Origin of the sequence: Streptomyces spinosisporus (assembly GCF_022698145.1) — a bacterium.
Lineage (GTDB): Bacteria > Actinomycetota > Actinomycetes > Streptomycetales > Streptomycetaceae > Streptomyces > Streptomyces spinosisporus.
On sequence record NZ_JALDAX010000002.1, the window covers coordinates 543,863 to 564,802 of the forward strand.

The 20,940-nt window shown below is 72.4% G+C and carries 20 protein-coding genes; 8 read left to right on the top strand and 12 right to left on the bottom strand.

All coding sequences use genetic code 11. From position 1 onward, the window contains the following. The first annotated feature begins 115 nt into the window (after positions 1-115). Positions 116-958: a DMT family protein gene (locus MQN93_RS07685; protein WP_242708942.1), complete on the top strand. Its 843-nt coding sequence runs from the start codon at positions 116-118 to the stop codon at positions 956-958. Between the two features lie 47 nt (positions 959-1,005). Next, complete coding sequence (locus MQN93_RS07690) at positions 1,006-1,146, top strand: hypothetical protein (RefSeq protein ID WP_242708860.1); 141 nt, start codon at positions 1,006-1,008, stop codon at positions 1,144-1,146. A gap of 57 nt (positions 1,147-1,203) precedes the next feature. Here the strand turns inward: MQN93_RS07690 and pdxR are convergent, their stop codons facing one another. Then, entirely contained in the window at positions 1,204-2,604 is a 1,401-nt protein-coding gene (gene pdxR, locus MQN93_RS07695) for a MocR-like pyridoxine biosynthesis transcription factor PdxR (RefSeq protein WP_242708861.1), read from the bottom strand. Positions 2,605-2,651: 47 nt separating this feature from the next. Here pdxR and MQN93_RS07700 point away from each other — a divergent pair, with 47 nt between their 5' ends. The 3 genes from MQN93_RS07700 to MQN93_RS07710 are packed head-to-tail and all read left to right on the top strand — an operon-like array spanning position 2,652 to position 4,317. Beyond that, positions 2,652-3,149, top strand: a complete 498-nt coding sequence (locus MQN93_RS07700) for a carboxymuconolactone decarboxylase family protein (RefSeq protein ID WP_016434744.1) — start codon at positions 2,652-2,654, stop codon at positions 3,147-3,149. Further along, positions 3,146-3,592: a carboxymuconolactone decarboxylase family protein gene (locus MQN93_RS07705; protein ID WP_242708862.1), complete on the top strand. Its 447-nt coding sequence runs from the start codon at positions 3,146-3,148 to the stop codon at positions 3,590-3,592. The genes MQN93_RS07700 and MQN93_RS07705 overlap by 4 nt, the downstream gene beginning before the upstream one ends. Continuing rightward, positions 3,589-4,317 carry an isocitrate lyase/PEP mutase family protein gene (locus MQN93_RS07710; protein ID WP_242708863.1) on the top strand — a complete coding sequence of 243 codons (729 nt, stop codon included), beginning with the start codon at positions 3,589-3,591 and terminating at the stop codon, positions 4,315-4,317. The genes MQN93_RS07705 and MQN93_RS07710 overlap by 4 nt, the downstream gene beginning before the upstream one ends. On the opposite strand, the gene MQN93_RS07715 is transcribed toward MQN93_RS07710, so the two are convergent. The 5 genes from MQN93_RS07715 to MQN93_RS07735 all read right to left on the bottom strand — a co-directional run bounded on the left by MQN93_RS07715 (position 4,318) and on the right by MQN93_RS07735 (position 11,391). Beyond that, entirely contained in the window at positions 4,318-5,199 is an 882-nt protein-coding gene (locus tag MQN93_RS07715; RefSeq protein ID WP_234024445.1) for an ABC transporter substrate-binding protein, read from the bottom strand. It lies immediately after the preceding gene. A 96-nt stretch (positions 5,200-5,295) separates the two neighbouring features. Further along, positions 5,296-7,239: an ABC transporter permease gene (locus MQN93_RS07720; RefSeq protein ID WP_242708864.1), complete on the bottom strand. Its 1,944-nt coding sequence runs from the start codon at positions 7,237-7,239 to the stop codon at positions 5,296-5,298. Continuing rightward, positions 7,239-8,282 (bottom strand): quaternary amine ABC transporter ATP-binding protein, encoded by a 1,044-nt coding sequence (locus tag MQN93_RS07725; RefSeq protein ID WP_016434739.1) that lies wholly within the window; start codon positions 8,280-8,282, stop codon positions 7,239-7,241. The genes MQN93_RS07720 and MQN93_RS07725 overlap by 1 nt, the downstream gene beginning before the upstream one ends. Further along, on the bottom strand, positions 8,282-9,811 hold the full coding sequence (locus MQN93_RS07730; RefSeq protein ID WP_242708865.1) for a GMC family oxidoreductase: 1,530 nt from the start codon (positions 9,809-9,811) through the stop codon (positions 8,282-8,284). Before MQN93_RS07730 ends, MQN93_RS07725 begins: the two co-directional genes overlap by 1 nt. A 50-nt stretch (positions 9,812-9,861) precedes the next feature. Next, on the bottom strand, positions 9,862-11,391 hold the full coding sequence (locus tag MQN93_RS07735; protein WP_242708866.1) for an aldehyde dehydrogenase family protein: 1,530 nt from the start codon (positions 11,389-11,391) through the stop codon (positions 9,862-9,864). Between the two features lie 195 nt (positions 11,392-11,586). On the opposite strand from MQN93_RS07735, the gene MQN93_RS07740 reads away from it, so the two are divergent. Then, on the top strand, positions 11,587-12,495 hold the full coding sequence (locus MQN93_RS07740; RefSeq protein ID WP_242708867.1) for a bifunctional helix-turn-helix transcriptional regulator/GNAT family N-acetyltransferase: 909 nt from the start codon (positions 11,587-11,589) through the stop codon (positions 12,493-12,495). Here MQN93_RS07740 and MQN93_RS07745 read toward each other — a convergent pair. Continuing rightward, a complete protein-coding gene (locus MQN93_RS07745; protein WP_242708868.1) occupies positions 12,480-13,484 on the bottom strand; it encodes a LysR family transcriptional regulator in 1,005 nt (334 codons plus the stop codon). The two genes, MQN93_RS07740 and MQN93_RS07745, sit on opposite strands and share 16 nt — an antisense overlap. A 94-nt stretch (positions 13,485-13,578) precedes the next feature. Here MQN93_RS07745 and MQN93_RS07750 point away from each other — a divergent pair, with 94 nt between their 5' ends. Together MQN93_RS07750 and MQN93_RS07755 are read left to right on the top strand one after the other, a co-directional pair. After that, a complete protein-coding gene (locus MQN93_RS07750; RefSeq protein WP_242708869.1) occupies positions 13,579-14,982 on the top strand; it encodes an MFS transporter in 1,404 nt (467 codons plus the stop codon). Between the two features lie 45 nt (positions 14,983-15,027). Further along, positions 15,028-15,717 (top strand): siderophore-interacting protein, encoded by a 690-nt coding sequence (locus tag MQN93_RS07755; RefSeq protein WP_242708870.1) that lies wholly within the window; start codon positions 15,028-15,030, stop codon positions 15,715-15,717. Positions 15,718-15,728: 11 nt separating this feature from the next. Here the strand turns inward: MQN93_RS07755 and MQN93_RS07760 are convergent, their stop codons facing one another. From MQN93_RS07760 to MQN93_RS07780, 5 genes are all read right to left on the bottom strand, one after another. Then, positions 15,729-16,724: a serine/threonine kinase C-terminal domain-containing protein gene (locus MQN93_RS07760; RefSeq protein ID WP_242708871.1), complete on the bottom strand. Its 996-nt coding sequence runs from the start codon at positions 16,722-16,724 to the stop codon at positions 15,729-15,731. A 174-nt stretch (positions 16,725-16,898) separates the two neighbouring features. Next, positions 16,899-17,888, bottom strand: coding sequence for a malate dehydrogenase (locus MQN93_RS07765; protein WP_242708872.1), 990 nt, complete (start codon positions 17,886-17,888; stop codon positions 16,899-16,901). Positions 17,889-18,211: 323 nt separating this feature from the next. Next, entirely contained in the window at positions 18,212-19,438 is a 1,227-nt protein-coding gene (locus MQN93_RS07770; protein WP_016434730.1) for a helix-turn-helix domain-containing protein, read from the bottom strand. A 347-nt stretch (positions 19,439-19,785) separates the two neighbouring features. Beyond that, positions 19,786-20,244: a helix-turn-helix domain-containing protein gene (locus MQN93_RS07775; RefSeq protein WP_242708873.1), complete on the bottom strand. Its 459-nt coding sequence runs from the start codon at positions 20,242-20,244 to the stop codon at positions 19,786-19,788. Between the two features lie 202 nt (positions 20,245-20,446). Continuing rightward, positions 20,447-20,917, bottom strand: a complete 471-nt coding sequence (locus tag MQN93_RS07780; RefSeq protein ID WP_037782718.1) for a DUF3017 domain-containing protein — start codon at positions 20,915-20,917, stop codon at positions 20,447-20,449. Positions 20,918-20,940: the final 23 nt, after the last annotated feature.

Below are 20,940 nucleotides of genomic sequence, written 5' to 3' on the forward strand. Positions count from 1 at the left end.
CGGTTCGGCTGATGTGGCTGATGTGGCTGGGTCAGCCTAGGGATCGGTGAGAGCGCGCTGTGAGGGACCCCCACCCGTCGTGCGCCTCCCCTACAGTCGCTTTGTGATCTTTGGCATGGTGTGCGCCCTTGGTGCGGCGGTCTGTTTCGGCACCGCGACGGTGTTGCAGGCGGTCGCGGCGCGGGCGGCGGGTGCGGAAGGGGGCGCCGGCGGGGAGGCGGCGCTGCTGCTGCGGGCCGTGCGGCAGTGGCGCTATGTGGCCGGACTGGCGCTGGACGGGCTGGGGTTCCTGTTGCAGATCGTCGCCCTGCGGTCGATCCCGATCTACGCGGTCGCGGCGGCCCTCGCCTCCAGTCTGGCGGTGACCGGAGTGGTCGCGGCGCGGCTGCTGGAGGTGCGTCTGACCGGGACGGAGTGGGGTGCGGTCGGGGTGGTGTGCGCGGGGCTCGCGATGCTGGGGCTGGCGTCCGGGGCCGAGGGGGACCGCGAGGGCCCGGCGGCCCTGCCGTATGTGATGCTCGCGATCGCCGTCGTGGTGCTGCTGCTCGGGCTGTCGGGCGGGCGCTGGTCGGGGCGGGGGCGGGCGCTGGTGCTCGGGTCGGGCGCCGGTGTCGGGTTCGGGGTGGTGGAGGTGTCGGTACGGCTGATCGACTCGCTCGTGCCGTCGGAGCTGCTCACCGACGCCGCGACATACGCCCTGCTCATCGGCGGTGGCGCCGCCTTCCTGCTGCTGACCTCGGCCCTGCAGCGCGGCTCGGTCACCACGGCGACGGCAGGGATGGTGATCGGCGAGACGATCGGCCCGGCCCTGGTGGGCGTGATCTGGCTCGGCGACCGCACCCGCGAAGGGCTGGCCTGGCTGGCCGTCGCCGGCTTCGCGATCGCCGTCGCGGGGGCACTGGCCCTGGCGCGGTTCGGGGAGGCACCGGGCACGGGAGGGGCGGATACCACGGGCTGAGCGGCCGGAGTACTGACGGGCGAGGACGGCCGCGCCGCCGCGCACGGGTGGCTCCGTCGGAGGACCGCACCCGGGACGGGCTGACCTGGCTGGCCGTCGCCGGCATCGCGATCGCCGTCGCGGGGGCACTGGCGCTGGCACGGTTCGGGGAGGCGCCGAGTGCGGGTGGGGCGGATACGGCGGGCTGAACTGCTGAGTCTGCTGCGCGCAGGTGAGTAAGTCCTGCGAAAAAGGAAGCCCCGTGTTTACGGCTCAGGCATCTCCGGCAGGGCCGTGCACAAGGCGTCCAGGGTGCTTGCCCAGGCGTGGTCCGGTGGGGTGCCGTAGCCCACGACCAGGGCGTCCAGCCGCTCGACGGAGGCATCGGGGTGGCGGTAGCGGTTGAGGGCGTGCACTGCCAGGTCCTGCCAGGCGGCCGCCCTGAGCGTCGCCTGTTCGGTGCCGGGCGGCAGGCGGAGCACCACGTGGAGGCCGGCCGCGATGCCGGTGGCGTGGACCTGCGGGGCCCGTCGGGCGAGTTCGGTCACCAGGGCGTCACGGCGGCGGCGGTAGCGCAGCCGGGCGGAGCGCACGTGGCGGTCGTAGGCGCCGGAGGTGATGAACTCGGCGAGGGTCAGCTGGTCCAGGACCCCGCACATGTCCTTGCCGCCCTTCGCCCTCGCCGCCTCCTCGACCAGCCCCGGCGGCAGCACCAGCCAGGCCAGCCTGAGGCCGGGGGCGAGGGACTTGCTGGCCGTGCCGGCGTAGACGACGTGGTCGGGGTCCAGGCCCTGGAGGGCGCCGACGGGCTGGCGGTCGTAGCGGAACTCGCCGTCGTAGTCGTCCTCGACGACCACTCCGCCGGTGCGGCGTGCCCAGTCGACGACGGCGGCGCGGCGGTCGCGGTGCAGGGTGCCGCCCATCGGGAACTGGTGGGCGGGGGTGAGCAGGACGGCCGCCTGGTCGGTCAACTCCCCCGGGTCCGTGCCCCGTTCGTCGAAGGGCAGCGGGACGGTGCGGAGTCCGGCGTCCGCCAGCAGCCTCCAGTGCACATCGAGGCCGTACGACTCCACGGCCACCGTCCGTGCGCCGCGCGCCCGCAGCACGGCGCCGAGGATCCGCAGCCCGTGCGAGATGCCGGCGCACACCAGGATGCGTTCGGGGTCGGTGCGTACGCCGCGGGCGCGGGCGAGGTAGCCGGCGAGGGCGGTGCGCAGCTCGACACGGCCGCGCGGGTCGCCGTAGTCGAAGGCCTGGTTGGGGGCGGTGGCGAGCGCGCGGCGGGCGGCCTTGAGCCACTCGGCGCGGGGGAAGGTCGCGAGGTCCGGAAGGCCGGGGATCAGGTTGTGGGCGGGGCGGCTGCGCGGGCGGGGGCGGGGTGCGGCCTCGGCCGGTGGGACGACGGTCCGCTGCGCCACCCGGGTGCCCGCGCCCTGGCGGGCGGTGAGCCAGCCCTCCGCGACGAGGTCGGTGTAGGCCTCGGCGACGGTGTTGCGGGCGATGCCGAGGTCGGCGGCGAGGACCCGGGAGGAGGGCAGCCGGGTGCCGGGGGCGAGCCGGCCGGTGCGCACGGCCTCGCGCAGGGCGTCGGTGAGACCCCTGCGGACCCCGGGGCCGGTCGGCTCCAGATGCAGGTCCACGCCCAAAGTGGCCCACGTTTTCGCCATGGGAATGGACCATACCCCTGGGCTGCTCCGAACCTAGGGTCGAGAGCATGACCACTGAAGAAGTCACCGAGTACGCCCCCGAGCAGCCGGCCCGGATGCGCTGGGCCGCGCTCGCCCCCGAGGTCTACAAGGCGATGGCCCGCCTCGAGCAGGCGTCCAAGCAGGGCCTGGACCCCCGGCTGGTGGAGCTGGTGCGGCTGCGCGCCTCCGCGATCAACCACTGCGCCTTCTGTCTCGACATGCACACCAAGGACGCGCTGGCGGCGGGCGAGACCGTCCAGCGGATCGTGCATCTGAACGCGTGGGAGGAGTCGAAGCACTTCTACACGCAGAAGGAGCTCGCCGCGATCGAGCTGACGGAGGCCGTCACGGTGCTGACGGACGGCTTCGTGCCCGACGAGGTGTACGAGAAGGCCGCCAAGCACTTCGAGGAGGCCGAGCTGGCGCAGCTGATCGCCTGCATCGCGGTGATCAACGCGTGGAACCGGTTCGGCGTGACCACGCGCGCGGTGCCGGGCCACTACCAGCCGGGCGACTTCTCATGACGGCCCGCACGCAGGTGCTCGACCGCGCGGTGGGGCAGGCGATGTCCGCGGTCAGCGCCGCCGCCAAGCGGGGTCTGGGCGACCCGGCGCTCGCCGAGCTGGTGGTGATCCGCGCCTCGCAGCTCAACCACTGCGCGTTCTGCCTCGACATGCATCTCGCCGTCGCCCGGGGGCTCGGGGTGAGCGAGCGGCAGCTGGATCTGCTCGCGGCCTGGGAGGAGGCCGAGGACGCCTTCGACGAGCGGGAGCGGGCCGCGCTCGCGCTGACCGAGGCGATCACGGTGCTGACGGACGGCTTCGTGCCCGACGAGGTGTACGAGAAGGCCGCCAAGCACTTCGACGAGGCGCGGTTGGCCCATCTCATCGCCCTGGTCGTCGCCATCAACAACTGGAACCGGGTGATGGTCAGCCGCCGTGTGCCGCCGGGGGGTTACACACCATGAGCAAGGTGGAGGCCTTCCGTGCGCTGCACCACGGCCGGCTGCCGGGCGACCCGCTCGTGCTGCCCGGCCCCTGGGACGCGGTCAGTGCCCGGGTGTGCGCCGAGGCCGGCTTCCCCGCACTCGCGACGCCCAGCGCCGGGATCGCCGCATCCCTCGGCCACGAGGACGGCTCGACCCCGCCCGACGAGATGTTCGCCGCGGTGGCGCGCGTCGTGCGGGCCGTGGACGTACCGGTGTCGGCGGACGTCGAGGACGGCTACGGGCTGGCGCCCAAGGAGCTGGTGGAACGGCTGCTGGAGACCGGTGCCGTGGGCTGCAATCTGGAGGACTCGCACGGGGGCGAACTCAAGGACCCGCGACAGCACGCGGACTGGCTCGCCGAGGTGCGGGCGGCGGCGGGCGACCTGCTCTTCGTGAACGCCCGGATCGACACCTTCGCACACGGCGACGGCGATCCGGAACGGGCCATCGAGCGGGCCGCGTTGTACGTCGCCGCCGGCGCCGACTGCGTCTATCCGATCGGCGCCCCGGCGGACGTACTGCCACTGCTGCGGTCCGGCATCCAGGGGCCGGTCAACATGCACGCCCGGTTGGACGGCGAGGGCCCCTCGCTCACCGAACTCGGTGAACTCGGGGCCACGCGCATCACGTTCGGACCGGGGCTGCTGCGCCGGTCGGCTCAGGCACTGCGAGCGACGACCGACGAACTGCGCGGGCAGCGGTGATCAGGACAGCCACGCCTTCCAGGTGGACGGGTGGCTGTCCACCCACTTCTTCGCCGCGTCCTCGGGTGTCATCTTCTGGTCGGCGATCATCAGGGAGACCTCGTTCTGGTCCTCGGTCGTCCACTTGAACTTCTTCAGGAAGGCCGCCGCCTTGCCGCCGTTCTTCGCGAAGCCGGAGTTGAGGTACTTCTGCAGCGGGGTGTGCGGATAGGCGCAGGCGACCTTCGCCGGGTCCGCGTCGCAGCCCTCCTTGTAGGCCGGCAGCTTCACCTCGGTCATGGGGACCTTCTTGAACAGCCACTGCGGCGCGTACCAGTACGTCAGGAAGGGCTTCTTCTCCTTGGCGAACTGCTTCATCTGCGTGATCTGCGCGGCCTCGGAACCGGCGAAGACGACCTGGTAGTCGAGCTTCAGGTTCTTCACCAGGGCCTTGTCGTTGGTGACGTAGGACGGGGAGCCGTCCATCAGCTGGCCCTTGCCGCCGCTCTCCGGGGTGCGGAAGAGCGAGGAGTACTTGTTCAGGTTCTTCCAGTTCGTGATGTCGGGGTGCTGCTTGACCAGGTAGGTCGGCACGAACCAGCCGATGTGGCCGGTCACGCCGAGGCCACCGCCGCGGGTGATCGTCTTCTTGTCGGTGACGTACCGCTGCTCCTGCTCGGGGTGGCCCCAGTCCTCCAGGATCGCGTCGACCCGGCCCTGGCTGAGGGCGTCCCAGGCGGGCACCTCGTCGACCTGGACGGTGTCGACGCGGTAGCCGAGCTTGTGCTCCAGCAGGTACTGGGCGACGGCGACGTTCGACTGCGCGCCGACCCAGGACTGCACGGACAGGGTCACGGTCTTGGCGCCCTGCGCGTTGGCGAACGGCGAGGACTGCTTGGTCATGTCGGCGGCGCCGCAGCCGGTGAGGAGGGTGAGGGCGGCGGCCGTGGTGACGGCGAGGACTGTTCTGCGGCTCAGTGCTATGTCACATGTCACGTGTCACACACCACCCTTCGTTCGGCGTTCCGTCGGCTGCGTCACCCGGTCCAGCATCAACCCCAGACACACGATCGCCGCCCCGGCCACCAGCCCGGTCGCCAGGTCGCCCTGGGCGAGGCCGAAGACGACGTCGTAGCCGAGCGCGCCTCCGCCGACCAGGCCGCCGATGATGACGACGGCGAGGACCAGGACCACGCCCTGGTTGACGGCGAGCAGCAACGCGGGCCGGGCGAGCGGGAGTTGGACCTGCCGTAGCTGCTGGGTGCTGCTCGCGCCGAGCGAGCGGGCCGATTCCAGGGCCGCCGGGTCGACCTGGCGCAGGCCCTGCGTGGTGATGCGGACGACGGCGGGCAGCGCGTAGACGACGGCCGCGGCGACCGCGGGGGCGCGGCCCACTTCGAAGAGGGCCACGACCGGGATCAGGTACACGAACTGCGGCATGGTCTGGAAGACGTCCAGGACAGGTCGCAGCAGGCGCTCGAAGCGGTCGCTGCGGGCGGCCGCGATGCCGATCGCGAAGCCCAGGACGAGGGTGACGGCGACGGCCGCGAGGACCTGGGAGAGCGTGTCGAGCGACGGCTTCCACACGCCGAGCACGCCGATCGCGGCCATGGCGAGGACCGCGGTGAGCGCGGTGCGCCAGGTGCCGATCAGCCAGGCCAGCGCGGCGACCAGGAGCAGGACCGCCCACCAGGGCAGCCACTGCAGTCCGCTGCGGACCGGGTCGAGGACCCAGGTGGTGAAGCGGCCCGCCCAGTCGGCGGTGCCGCCCACGACGGGCACGCCCGAGTACAGGTGGGCGGTCATCCAGTCGACGGCGCGGTTGACGGGGTCGGCGAGGTTCACGGTCCAGGAGTCGGGCCAGTCGAGGCGTCCGGCCAGCCGTCCGGCGAGCGCCACGGCGACGGCGGCGACGGCCGCGTAGAGCCAGACGAGCCGGCTTTGGGGCTCCTCGCCGGCGTGCTCGCCGGCGGCGGCGGTGATGCGGTCCAGGACGACGGCCAGCAGCACGATCGGGATGCCGGCTTCGAGGGCCGCGCCCACGTCGACGGAGGCCAGCGCCTGGTAGACGCGGTCACCGAGGCCGCCCGCGCCGATGACGGAGGCGATGACGGCCATCGACAGGGCCATCATGATCGTCTGGTTGAGGCCGAGCAGGAGTTCCTTGCGGGCCAGCGGGATGCGGGCGGTCAGCAGCCGCTGGGGTGCGGTGGCGCCGAGCGACTCGACCGCCTCCAGGACCTCCTTGTCGGCGCCGCGCAGGCCGAGGGCGGTGAGGCGGGCCATGGGCGGGGCGGCGTAGACGACGGTGGCGAGGACGGCCGCGGGCACGCCGATGCCGAAGATCAGCACCACGGGCAGCAGATACGCGAAGGCCGGCAGCACCTGCATGGTGTCCAGGACCGGGCGCAGGGCCCGGTGGAAGCGGTCGGAGAGTCCGGCGGCGAGGCCGAGCACGAGGCCCACGAGTACCGACACGAGCACGGCGACGACCATGAGCGCGAGCGTCTGCATGGTGGGCACCCACATGCCGAGCAGCCCGCAGGCCAGGAACGCCACGGCCGTGCCGGCGGCGAGCCGCACCCCGGCGACCCGCCAGGCGACGAGGGCCCCGATGGCCGTGACTCCGGCCCAGCCGACGGCGAGCAGCAGCAGATACACGGCGCGTACGCAGAGGACGACCGCGTTGCTGATGTAGCCGAAGAAGTACAGGAACAGCGGGTGGCTGTCGCGGTTGTCGATGATCCAGTCGCTGGCGTCGGCGAGCGGCTGGGACACGTCGACGGTGAGGGCGTGCGGCCAGCTCCCGCTCGCCCAGCGGGCGTCGGCGAGGGGCACGAGAACGGCCGCGAGGAGTGCGAGCAGCAGCAGCTTCTGCGCGGCGCGGTGTTTCAGCACGCCGGGCAGTCCGGCGCGCGGGGCGGATGCGGTGACCGTCGCCATCAGACGGCCTCCTTCTGCGGCTCCGTTCCCGCCACCACCCCGAGGAGGCGCTCGTGGTCGACGACGCCGAGGCAGCGGCCGTCCTCCACGACGCAGGCGGGCTTGCCGCTGCGGGCGACGACCTTGATCGCGTCGGCGACGACCTCGCCGGGGTCGAGGGCGCCGGGGTGCTCGGTGCCGTCGCAGCCGCCGGGCCGCATGGCCGTGCGGACCGTCATGACCTGTTCGCGCGCCACGTCCCGGACGAACTCGCGGACGTAGTCGTCGGCGGGGTGGGCGACGATCTCCTCCGGGGTGCCGAGCTGCACCACGCGGCCGTCGCGCATCAGGGCGATACGGTCGCCCAGCTTCAGCGCCTCGGACAGGTCGTGGGTGATGAAGACCATCGTGCGGCCCTCCTCGCGGTGCAGGCGCACGACCTCCTCCTGCATGTCCCGCCGGATCAGCGGGTCGAGCGCGCTGAACGGCTCGTCGAAGAGCAGGACCTCGGGGTCGACCGCGAGCGCCCGGGCCAGGCCCACGCGCTGGCGCTGGCCGCCGGAGAGCTGGGCGGGGCGCCGCTGTTCCATGCCGTCCAGGCCGACCTTGGCGACGAACTCCTGGGCGCGGGCGCGCCGTTCGGACTTGCCGACGCCCTGGATCTCCAGGCCGTAGGCGACGTTGTCGATGACGGTGCGGTGCGGGAGCAGGCCGAAGTGCTGGAAGACCATCGCGGCGCGGTGCCGGCGCAGTTCGCGCAGCCGGGCCTTGTCCATGGCGCGGACGTCCTCGCCGTCGATGACGATGCTGCCCGCGGTCGGCTCGATCAGCCGGGTCAGACAGCGCACGAGGGTGGACTTGCCCGAGCCGGACAGGCCCATCACCACGAACACCTCGCCCTTGTGGACGTCGAAGGAGACGTCATGGACGGCGGCCGTGCAGCCGGTGCGCGAGCGCAGTTCGGCGGGCTCCAGTGCCGTCAGCTCGGGATCGCCCGGAACGCGCTCGGCCTTCGGTCCGAACACCTTCCACAGCCCCTCCACGGAGAAGACCGGGGTACTCATCACGCACCACTTCCCATCAGGTCCACGGCCCTCTCCCCGACCATCAGCACTCCGATCATCGGGTTCACGGCGGTCATCGTCGGGAACACGGAGGCATCGGCGATGCGGATGCCGCTCAGACCGCGGATCCTCAAGCTCGGGTCCACGACCGCCCGCGGGTCGTCCGCCGCGCCCATACGGCAGGTGCCCGCCGGGTGGTACACGGTGTGCGCGACCTTGCGGGCGTACTCGCTCAGTTCCTCGTCGCTCGTGACGTGCGGCCCGGGGGCCACCTCGCGCTTGAGCCAGCCGGCCAGCGGTTCGGTCTTCGCGATCTCGCGGGCGATACGGATGCCGTCGACGAGGGTGCGGCCGTCGTAGTCGTCCTCGTCGGTGAAGTAGCGGAAGTCCAGGGCGGGCTTAACCGACGGGTCGGCGCTCGTCAGGTACAGGCGCCCGCGGCTCTTCGGCTTCGGGATGTTGGGGGTCATCGAGACGCCGTACGGCGGGCGCTGGTAGCCCAGGCGCTCGGGGTTGTCCGTGAAGGGGATCTGGTAGAAGTGGAACATCAGGTCCGGGCCCGCGTGTCCGGGGTCGCGGCGCACGAAGAGACCGGCGTCGCTGTCCATCGCGGAGTTCTCCGGGATCGGCCCGTGGGTCTCCCAGACGATCACCGACTCGGGGTGGTCGAGCAGGTTCTCGCCGACGCCCGGCAGATCGTGCGCGACCGGGATGCCGAGCGCTTCGAGGTCCGCGCGCGGTCCGATGCCGGAGTGCAGCAGCAGCCGAGGCGAGTCCACGGCGCCGGCGCACAGCACGACCTCGTTGCGCGCAGTGAGGAGGATCTCCTCGCCGTCCTTGGTGCGCACATGGACGCCCTCGGCGCGGGTGCCGTTCAGCTCCAGCCGGTACGCCCAGGTCTCCAGCAGGATCGTGAGGTTGTCGCGCTCGTCCATCACGGGGTGCAGATACGCCACCGACGCCGAGGACCGCTTGTTGTTCTCAGGGTGGTAGGCGAGGTCGAAGAACCCGGCGCCCTCGGTGAAGGGGGCGCGGTTGAAGCCCTCGACGCGGGGCACCCCGGTCGCGTGCAGGGCCGCGTCGACGAAGTCCCGGGCGATGGCATTACGGTCCTTCTCGTCGACCGGGACGATGTTGTTGAGGAGCCGGGCGTAGTACGCCTCCATCGGCACCGCGCCCCAGCCCTTGGCGCCGGCCTCCTCCCACTCGTCCCAGTCGGACGGCAGCGGCTTGAAGGCGATCAGCGTGTTGTGCGAGGAGCAGCCGCCGAGGACGCGGGCGCGGCTGTGCCGGATGTGGGAGTTGCCGCGCGGCTGCTCGGTGGTGGGATAGTCGTAGTCCAGTTCGCCGCCGAGGAGACCCATCCAGCGGCGCAGCGTCAGTACGTCCTCGCGGCCGACGTCGCTGGGTCCGCCCTCGACGACGGCGACGGTGACGTCCGGGTTCTCGGTCAGGCGCGAGGCGATGACGGAGCCGGCCGTGCCGCCGCCGATGACGACGTAGTCGTAGACCTGGTTGTTCTCGGGCATGAGGGGTGGTGCTCCAAGGGGGGTGGGGGATCGGTCGGGGGCGGTGCGGCTCAGCCCGCGAACCACCGCACCGGCTTCGGCGCGAGGTTCTGGTAGACGTGCTTGGTCTCGCGGTATTCGGCCAGTCCGGCGGGGCCGAGTTCGCGGCCCGTGCCGCTCTTGCCGAAGCCGCCCCACTCCGCCTGCGGAAGGTAGGGGTGGAAGTCGTTGATCCAGACGGTGCCGTGGCGCAGCCGGGCCGCGACCCGGCGGGCGCGGCCGGCGTCGGAGGTCCACACGGCGCCGGCGAGCCCGTACTCGGTGTCGTTGGCGAGGGCGACCGCCTCGTCCTCGGTGCGGAAGGTCTCGACGGTGAGGACGGGTCCGAAGACCTCCTCGCGTACGACGCGCATCTCGCGGTGGCACTGGTCGAGGACGGTCGGCTCGTAGAAGTAGCCGCCCTCGGGCCGCTCGGGCGCGGGGTCCGGGCGGCGGCCGCCGGTGCGCAGCACCGCGCCCTCCTCCAGCGCGGAGGCGACGTAGGACTCGACCTTGGCGCGCTGCTGCTCGGAGACCAGCGGCCCGCACTCGACGCCGTCCTCGCTGCCGCGGCCGAGGCGGATGCGGCTCGCCCGCAGGGCGAGTTCGGCGACGAAGCGCTCGCGCAGGGACTCCTCGACGATGAGCCGGGCGCCGGCCGAGCAGACCTGGCCGCTGTGGATGAAGGCGGCGTTCAGTGCCTGGTCGACGGCGGTGTCGAAGTCCTCGTCGGTGGCGCAGGAGTCGGCGAAGACGACATTGGGGTTCTTGCCGCCGAGTTCGAGGGCGACCTTCTTCACCGAGGGGGCCGCGGCCTGGGCGACCTTGGTGCCGCTGACCAGGCCGCCGGTGAAGGAGACCAGGTCGACGTCCGGGTGCTCGGCGAGCCGGGCGCCGACCGAGTGGCCGGGGCCGGTGACGATGCCCGCGACACCGGCGGGCAGCCCGGCCTCGTGGAGCAGGTCGATCAGGGCGATCGTGGTCAGCGGGGTGATCTCGCTCGGCTTGATGACGAAGGTGTTGCCGGCCGCGAGGGCGGGGGCGATCTTCCAGCTGGCCTGCAGCAGCGGGTAGTTCCAGGGCGTGATCAGCGCGCAGACGCCGACGGGCTCGTGCACGACGACGCTGTGGATGTCGGGCGAGCCCGCGTCGACGACGCGGCCGGGGGCCTCGCCGGCGACCAGGTCGGCGAAGTAGCGGAAGGCGTCGGCGACACAGTCGATGTCGACCCGGCCCTCCTCGACGGTCTTGCCGGCGTCGCGGCTCTCCAGCCGGCCGAGCCGCTCGCGGTCGCGGACCAGCAGGTCGGCGACGCGGCGAAGAACGGCGGCGCGCTCGGCGACGGGGGTGTGGGGCCATGCGCCGTCGTCGAAGGCGCGGCGGGCGGCCGCGACCGCCAGGTCCGTGTCCTTCTCGTCACCCTCCGCGACCAGAGCGAAGGGCTGTCCGTCCGCCGGGTCGAGAATCTCGCGCGTGGCGCCGGAGACGGCTTCCCGCCACTGGCCTGCCACGTGGATGGTCGCCTGCGCGTCCAGCCCCTGGGTCTGCGCTCTGTCCGCCATGTTCCGTGTTGCCTTCCGTTCCTGTTCAGCATCCCTGGGTGACACACGTGTCACCCACGAGGATCGTGAGCGCCTGCCCCCGGCCCTCGGATCCATGCGGATCGGGGGCCGAAAGTGCGCTGCGTCACGGAAGAACGTGCTGGTACGGGTAACCCGATGGACTCGCTTCAATCGTTTGACTAAAGTCAAAGAACTATGGAGCCAGGACATGCGCACCCGGTGGCGAGGGAGCAGGTGCGGGCCCTTCGCCGGTTCAACCGCTACTTCACGCGCCGTATCGGCGTACTGGACGACCACTACCTCGGCCAGGACCGCCCGCTCGGCGAGGCGCGACTGCTGTTCGAGATCGGCGACGGTGTCTCGCTGCGCGAGCTCAGGAGCCGGCTCGGGCTGGACGCCGGGTATCTGAGCCGGATGACCAAGGCGCTGCAGTCGCAGGGCATGGTCCGGGTGCGGGTGCACCCGGCCGACAACCGGCTGCGGACGATCGAGCTCACGCCGGCCGGCCGCGCCGAGGTGGACGAGCAGAACCGCCGCGCCGACGCGCTCGCCGAGGGCCTGCTCGACGCCCTCGACGCCGACCGGCGCGCCCAGCTGATCGAGGCGATGGCCACCTCGCAGCGGCTGCTGCGACTGGCCGCGATCACGGTCGAGCTCGTCGACGGCGCCGCACCCGACGCCCGCGCCTGCCTGGACGCCTACGCCGCCGACATCGACGCCCGCTTCCCGGAGGGCTTCGACACGTCCGACCTGGTGAAGCCGGAGGAGGTGTCGGGGGACGCGGGCGCGTTCTTCGTCGCCTACGAGGAGGGCCGCCCGGTGGGCTGCGGCGCACTGCGCCGGCTGGAGCCGGGCGTCGGCGAGATCCGCCACGTCTGGGTGCACCACGAGGCCCGCCGCCTGGGCCTGGCCCGCCGCATCCTCACCGAGCTGGAGCGTGCGGCGACCGACCACGGCATGAAGGTCGTACGCCTGGACACGCACCGCACCCTCACCGAGGCCCAGGCCATGTACCGCGCGTCCGGCTACACCGAGATCCCGGCGTACGTCGACCACGTCTACGCCCACCACTGGTTCGAGAAACGGCTTCAGCCGGGCGGCTGACGCGCCCCCTCACCCAGCACCCCCTCACCCAGCACTCCCTCCCCCAGCACTCCCTCGTCGGGCCACTCGGCCAACAACTCCCGGACCACCCCCCTGAGCCAGGCATGCGCAGGATCGGCGTCATGCCGTGGATGCCAGGCAAGCCCCACCTCCAGGGGCGGCAGCCGCAGCGGCACCTCGTAGACGGCCAGCCCCAGTGCGGTCACCAACGGCAGCGCCCAGGAGGTGATCAACCCGGTCAGATCGGTGTCCCGCAGGACGAACAGGGAGGCCGGGAAGGTGCCCACGGTCCCGACCACCCGGCGCTTCAGCCCCAGTTCGGCAAGCGCGGCGTCCACCGGGCCGTGCAGCCGTCCGCGCCGGGACACGATCAGATGATCCACCTCGGAGGCGAACCGCTCGGCCGTCAACTCGCCCTCCAGCAGCGGGTGTCCGGCCCGTACGGCCGCCAGCATCCGGTCCTCGCGCAGGGTCTCCACATGCACCTCGGGCGCCGCGGTGTCGACGACCCCGACCTCCAGATCGGCGGTGCCCTCGCGCAGATACGGCTCGTCCGCGTGGCTCTCGGAGAGGAACCGGATCCGGATGCCGGGCGCCTCCTCGGTGGCGCGGGTGAACAGGGCGGGCGCGAGCGAGGCGGCGACCGCGTCGCTGCCGATGATCGTGAGGGTGCGGCGCACGGTCCTGAGGTCGGCGTCCCGGCCCGGCGCGAACAGCGCCCTGGCCCGCTCCACCACCGCGCTCACCTCGGCCCGCACCGCGAGCGCGTGCGGCGTCGGCACCATCTGCCGCCCGGCGCGCACCAGGACGGGATCGCCGAGCGCCTTGCGGATCCGGCCGAGGGTGCGGCTCATCGCGGGTTCGGACAGATGCATCCGGCGGGCGGCCCCGCCCACGCTCTGTTCCTCCAGGAGCACGTCCAGGGCGACGAGCAGATTGAGGTCCAGACCGGCCGGACCGCCCGGATTCTCCGATTGCGTCACACGCATCGATCCCTTGCAAAGGTTGCACTGGAGTGCAGGACAGTGCCGAGCCTACGGTGACAGGGCATCCCGCACCAGCCCGAGCTCCCGAGGAGGAGCCTTGCCCCCGCACGCCCTGAAACGGTCCACACTGCTGGCGATGTGCGCCTGCGTCCTGGTCGCCCAGAGCATGGTCGCCGCCATCAACCTCCTGATCCCGCAGCTGAGTTCGTCCTCCCTGCACCCCTCGCACACCGAGCTGCTGTGGACGGTCGACGCCTACGTCATCGTCTTCGCCTCCCTGCTCATCCCGGCCGGCGCCTTCGGCGACCGGTACGGCCGCAAGGGCGCCCTGCTCACCGGCCTCGCCCTGTTCGCGGCGGGCGCGGCCACCAGCGCCCTCGCTCCGCAGGCGGCGGTGCTCATCGCCGGGCGGGGCCTGTCGGGCGCGGGCGCGGCCCTGATCACCCCGTCCACCCTGTCGATCCTGATGCGGCTGGCCGGTCCCGAGCGCCGGGCCCAGGTCATGGCCTCCTGGACGCTGTCGCTCGGCCTGGGCGGCATGTTCGGCAACCTGGGCGGCGGACTGGTCGGCCAGTTCCTCAGCTGGCGCGCCCTGTTCGGTGTGATGGTCCCGCTGGCCGCGCTGCTCGCCCTCGCCGTCGCGCTCACCACCCCGCGCACGGAGCGCGCCCCCGACAACCACCCCGACCCGCTCGGCACCCTGCTGCTCACCGCGGCCCTGGTCGCCCTTCTGTTCGGCATCATCGAAGGCCCGGCGTACGGCTGGGGTTCACCGCGCATCGTGGGTGTCTTCGTCGCGGGTGCGGTGCTGATGACCGCCTTCACGCTGCACGCCCTGCGCTCCCGCACCCCGCTGTTCGACCCGCGTGTCTTCAAGTCCCGCCAGATGCGCGCCACTTCACTGGGCATGGCCACCGGCTTCTTCGGCCTGTTCTCGCTCTTCTACGTCAACTCGCAGTATCTGCAGGGCGTGAAGGGCTACGGCCCGGCCGCCACCGGTGTCGCGATCCTCCCGCTGATCGTCGGCATGGCCCTGGTGCCGCGGCTGGCGGCGCGCTGGGCCTCGTATCCGCGCCCGGTCATCGGCGGCGGCCTCGCCCTGATCGGCCTGGGTCTGCTCGGCGCGTCCACGGCGGACGCGGGCACGCCCTACCCGGCGTACGCCTGCTGGCTGCTGGTCATCTCGGCCGGTACGGGCCTGTCGATGCCCGCGCTCACGCTCGGCGTGGTCACCGCGCTGCCCGCCGGGCAGGCGGGCCTGGGCTCCGGGCTCGGCACCTCGGCCCGCGAGGTCGGCGCGGCCCTCGGCATCGCCGTCACCGGCACGGTCCTGGCCGCGCACCCCGACTTCCCCCACGGCATGGGCCCGGCACTGCGGACGGTGGCTCTGCTGGTCCTCGCGGCGACGGCGGCGGTCGTGGCCGGTTACGGCCGGCGCACGAAAACACGCACTATCGCGTTCGGCGAAGAACGCGTACTATCGCGTTCGGCAAGGTCATGACCCCCAACTCCCCTTGCCCGCCTGCACGTTCCGAGGAGCCGCCCCATGCCCGCGCTGCTCTCCCCGGTCCTGGACCTGCTGACGCTCCAGGGCACGATCACCGAGACCGAAGCGGTCGCCGCCCGCATCCGCCGTCTGCGCATCGAGGGCGAGGCCCTGTCCGCGCTGTCCGTCCTGCCGGGCCAGCAGGTGCGGGTCATGGTCGGCGGCGGTCTGACCCTGCGCACGTACTCGATCTGGCGCTACGACCCGGCCGGAGCCGTCGAGTTGTGCGTGCTGGACCACTCCGCGGGCGGGCCCGGGGCGCGGTGGGGGCACGGCGCCGCGGTGGGTGACCGGGTCCGGCTGCGCAAGCCGGAGGGGACGTTCGTGCTGCGGCCCGACGCCGCCCACCATGTTTTCGTAGGCGACGAGACGGCGTCCGTGGCCTTCGGCGCGATGCTCGCCGCGCTGCCCGAGGACGCGCGGATCTCCGGCTGTGTGCAGACCGAGACGGCGGCCGACCGGCTGCGTCTCCCGCACGGCGACCGCCTCGACTGGTCGCTGCGCGCGGACGGTTCACTCGCCGACGCCGTACGGCACCTGGCCCCCGCACCGGGCGGGATCGCCTACGTCGCCGGGGAGGCACGCACGGTGCAGCAGGTGCGGCAGGTGCTGGTCCGGGAGGCGGGCTGGGACCGCAGGTCCGTGCTCACCAAGCCGTTCTGGGCACCGGGCAAGCGCGGCATGGAGTAAGGGAGCAGCAGTTAGCCGCACTGCGCGCCGGTCGGGCAGAAGGAGCGCACCGCCGTCGCGAGCGGCTCGCGCACCTGCTCCGCGTCCGCGCCCGCGGGTCCGCTGGAGCGGATCGCGTACAGCGTGCCGTCGGCGGCCCGGAAGCGGTGGTCGATGACCTGGCGGGGGCCTTCCGCGCCCTTCTCGGTGGAGTCGTAGCGGTAGAACAGTTCGGCCCAGGTGTCGCCGCGGTCGCGTTCGAGGACCTGGAAGCCGGGGAGCTTCCGGAAGCCGAACCCGGAGTCGGTCTCGGCCAGGGTCAGGGACTCGTAGGGAGTCGCCTCGGTGACCTCGAAGATCTGCAGCTGACGGCCGCCGGACGGGGCGTCGTAGTAGACGACGGGGGCCAGCTTGCCCTGCTGCTGGCGGCGGGACCAGCCCTCGGGGACGTCGACCGAGTAGCCGACCGGATCCTGGGCGCGGCGGTAGCCGACCGAGGGCGAGGCGGACTCGAGCGTCGAGGCCGTCGCACTGCCGCTGGGCGTCGGGGTGTCGCTGGGCTCCGGGCTCTGCGACGGCGTGGTGGTGACCGTGACACTGACGCTCGTGCCCGGAGTGGCCTTGTCGCCGGTCGAGTTGTCGCGGGTGAGATACCACGCGCCCGCTCCGGCGCCCGCGCCGATGACGGCCACGGCGGTGAAGGCGAGCAGCAGATTGCGGGCTCCGCGGCGGGGCGCGGGGGCGACCGCCGGGGTCGGGACCGTCGTCGGTACGGGGCTCACCCCCGGGCCCGGAGGGGGCGGCGGCGGGGGCGGCGGCCAGGCCGACGGACGCGGGTTGCCGGTGTGGGTCTCCGCGGACGCCCACGGCGGCGGGGCCTGCCCGGCCTGTGTCTCGGCGGACGCCCACGGCGGCACGGATCCCGGCGGCCGGGTGGACCATGCCGCCTGGCCTCTCTCCTCGCTGGGCTCGCGCTCCGGACCCGAACCGGAGTGGCGACCTTCGTCGTAGCCGTCCCAACCGTTCATGACATGCCCCCGAATCACCCCATTGGGTATCGCTGTCAGACGGTAGCGGCGAAAACGGCCACGGGCCCCGTTCCGGCGAGAACCGGAACGGGGCCCGTGCAGGGTCGTGACGAAACCGTGAAGGGCTCGGACGCGACCTCGGACGAGGACGAGACCTCGGACGAGGACGGGACCTCAGATGAGGCCGAGGGCGCGGACCGCCTCGCGCTCCTCCTCCAGCTCCTTGACGGAGGCGTCGATGCGGGCGCGGGAGAACTCGTTGATCTCCAGGCCCGGGACGATCTCGTACGTGCCGTCCTTGGTGGTGACCGGGAAGGAGGAGATCAGGCCCTCCGGGACGCCGTAGGAGCCGTCCGACGGGATGCCCATGGAGACCCAGTCGCCGTCCGCGGTGCCGTTGACCCAGCTGTACACGTGGTCGATGGCGGCGTTGGCGGCCGACGCGGCGGAGGAGGCGCCACGGGCCTCGATGATCGCGGCGCCGCGCTTGGCGACGGTCGGGATGAACTCCTCGGCCAGCCACTTCTCGTCGTTGACGGTCTCGGCGGCGTTCTTGCCGGCGATCGTGGCGTGGAAGATGTCGGGGTACTGGGTGGCGGAGTGGTTGCCCCAGATGGTCAGGCGCTTGATGTCGGCGACCGTGCTGCCCGTCTTCTTCGCGAGCTGGGTCAGCGCGCGGTTGTGGTCGAGGCGGGTCATCGCCGTGAAGCGCTCGGCCGGTACGTCCGGCGCGGCGGCCTGCGCGATCAGGGCGTTGGTGTTCGCCGGGTTGCCGACGACCAGGACCTTGACGTCGTCCGCGGCGTGGTCGTTGATGGCCTTGCCCTGCGGCTTGAAGATGCCGCCGTTGGCCTCCAGGAGGTCACCGCGCTCCATGCCCTTGGTGCGCGGGCGGGCGCCCACGAGGAGACCGACGTTCGCGCCGTCGAAGGCGACGTTCGGGTCGTCGGTGATGTCGATGCCCTGCAGCAGCGGGAAGGCGCAGTCGTCGAGCTCCATGGCGGTGCCCTCGGCGGCCTTCAGCGCGGGCGTGATCTCCAGGAGGCGGAGCTTGACCGGCACGTCCGCGCCGAGCAACTGGCCGGAGGCGATGCGGAAGAGGAGGGCGTAACCGATCTGGCCGGCCGCGCCGGTGACGGTGACGTTCACGGGAGTGCGGGTCATGGCGTTCTCCGTATGACAGCTGGCGGTGGGCGTCCTCGCCCTGGGGTGCGGGCGGACGTACAAATGATCGATCTCTTGGTATCAAGAGAGATCCACCGGTCAGGCTATCGCGCATCCCCGATCCCGGACGTCCGGGTCCGTGTGGCCCGTCCCACAGAGCATGCCCCGTACGAAGAAATCCCGGGCGGCAGGAATAGTCCCTTCCAACCCGGGCACGCGAACCGTTACCCCCACGGGGTCCGGCACCGTCGGTCCCACCGGCGGCCGCCTCTGTCCCCCCTCTCCCGGACGGGCGGCCGCCCCCTCTGCCGGCCGGCACTCCGCTACTTCGTGCACCCCTTCTGACCCGACGCCAGCGTCGCGCAGGCCCGCGCCTCGCCCGCGTCCTTCACCGCGACCATCGGGGTGTAGGCGATGGTGTCCCCGGCCGTGGTGATGCTGTCGTCCTGCGCGGACCCGCCCGCGGTCACCTGCACCGCATCGCCCTGTGCCGCCTGCGTGATACGACCCCACGCCGCGCCGCACGTCTTGCTGTACCGCACCTCGACGGTGCTCGCGCCGACCACCGCGGTCTTGGCGGTGGTCACGGCGGTCACGTCCTTGGTGCAGCCCATGGCCTCCGCGTCCTTGCCGGTGCAGGTGGCCCCGGCGCACTTCACCCCGGGCGGCAGATCGGTCTGCACACTGGCGGACGGGGACGGCTTGGTGCCGCCCTCGTCGTCCTTTCCGCCACCGCCGTCGGTGAGGAAGAAGACGCCCGCGATCACGACCAGCACACCGACGACGCCCGCGAGGAACATCGTCAGCCTGCGCCGGCCACCGCCGCCCGAGGAGGAGCCACCGCCGGGCCGCGGACCCTGCGGCGGCTCGCCGTACGGGCTCGGTGTGCCCGGCGTCCAGCCGGCCCCGTCGGCGGAGGATGCCGCGGTGGGCGCGGGCGTCCCGGTCCCCGTCGGCCGGGCACCCGTCGGCGCCGGGCCCCGGTAACCGGCCAGCCCCCACGAGTTGCCGCCGGAGGAGCCCGTCTGCGGAGTCTGCGAGGTCCGCGCGGCCTGGGCGGCGGAGGTCCCCGAGTCCCGCACCTCGGGCGCCGTCGGCTGCGACGGCACCGACGGAGCCACTCCCGCCGGACCCGCGACACCCGGCGTCGCCGTCGCACTGCCGGACCTGCGGGCCGACTTGCCGCCCTTGGCGTCGGCGGGCGGCGCCCCGAACTCCGAGAGCGCGGCCCGCGCCTGGGAGATGCGGATGGCCTCCATGGTCATGTCGTGGCGCATCTCCGAACGGCTCCAGGCACGCTCGGCGAGCTCCCACATGGTCGTCAGATGGACCGGGTTGGTGCCCGTCACCTCGGCCAGCGCCACGATCGCCCCCTTGGGGGCGAGCAGCCGGCCGTTGAGGTATCTCTCCCACGACGTCTTGCTGTAGCCCGTGCGGTCGGCCACCGACGCGATGCTCAGGCCGCTGCGGTCCACGAGCCGCCGCAGCTGGCTCGCGAACTCCCTGACCTGCGGATCGAGTTCGTCCGGCAAGGCCCTCCAACGAGGCATTGCTTCCCCCTCTTCCCCCCGGTTGGTGCTGGTCTTCCTCGCAGATCTCCCGCGCGTGGTGCCCGTTGTGGCTACCCACAGGGATGCGCCCGACAAGGATCTCAGTTCCCGGGATGGGGGCGCACGGGAGCGTGCGGGCGGCTCGGCATGCACCGTTGCACGCCGACCCGGCCGTGGTCCAGTGTCCCACCGGCGGCCCCCTCCACCGCCCGGCCGGACGAGTTCAAGCTAGCCCGCGCATCGCACAACTCCGGGTCAAATCCGCAAAGTTGTCAATACGTTGACACCGCCGACACACATGGACAACCCCATTCGTCACGGACGTATTCACCCCACTCAGGGGCAACTCACCCCAGCGCGACGGCGGCGACGAGCAGGATCAGCAGCATCAGGAAGAGGAGCAGTACGGCATACAGGATCAGACCCACGCCGGCCCGGCGCACGGTCTCCTGCTCGGGGGTGTCCCACCAGGGCCGGGTGGGGTCGTCCTCGTACTCCGGCGCGTTCTCGTCCCCCGCGGGCCTCGCCGGGCGCGGCCAGGCCTGGACGGCCAGTTCCCAGCGCACGGTGAAGCGTTCGGCCTCCGCGTCCCTGAGGCCCGCGATCCGGCACAGGGCCGTGACCGCCTGCCGGGGCGGCGGCTGGGTGGCGTTGAGGTAGCGGTGCCAGGAGGACTTGCTGTACGCGGTGCGGGCGCCGAGTGCGGCCAGGCTGAGCCCCGTGCGGTCCTTGAGGAGCCGCAACTGCTCCACGAAGTGCCGCACCTCCGGCGGCAGATCCTCCGGCAGCGGCTGCCAGCCGCCCATCGCCCACCTCCACGGCTTCCTCGCTCTTGTCCGGTCTGGTCAGGTGACGACGCCGGAGTGCCGATGGTTCCCGAGTTGCGGAACGGTCACCTCCGTGCCACAGCGCACTGACAGCCGTTGAACAGGCCGTTCGCCGTGCACGAGGGTGGGTGCAGGCGCCGGTCCGTCCTTGCTCGGGGGAGAGGACGGGCCGGCGCCGTCGTCAGCTGGTGCTGACCGTGAAGTGCAGGGTGTCCTTCAGGAACGGGATCTGCAGCCACGGGTGCGGCTGCACCATCATCGCCAGCAGCACGATCGCCAGGCCGAGCAGGCCGTAGGTGACGATGTCCGTGAAGCGGGAGCGCACGGCCAGCATGCCGACGCCGGGCATGACCCAGCGCAGCACGGCGCCCCCCACCAGCGCGAGGCCGATCAGCAGGGTGCCGTAGCGGAAGAGGTCGAGCGCGGTCAGCAGCAGGCCGAGGGCGACCAGACCGCAGACGGCGAGGATCGGCCACTGCCGGGCGGGCGCGGGGGCGTCCGAGGGAGCCGCCCGGCCGCCGCCCTCGGGCCGTGCGGTGTCCCTCGTGAACAGCGGGAAGCGGCGCGTCGTACGGCGCGGCTGGCCCTCGGCGTCCGGGGCGCTGATCGCGTCGCGCACGGTCTCCTCCGCCTGCTGCTCGGGGTGCTCCACCTCGCGCCCGGCCTGCTGCGTCG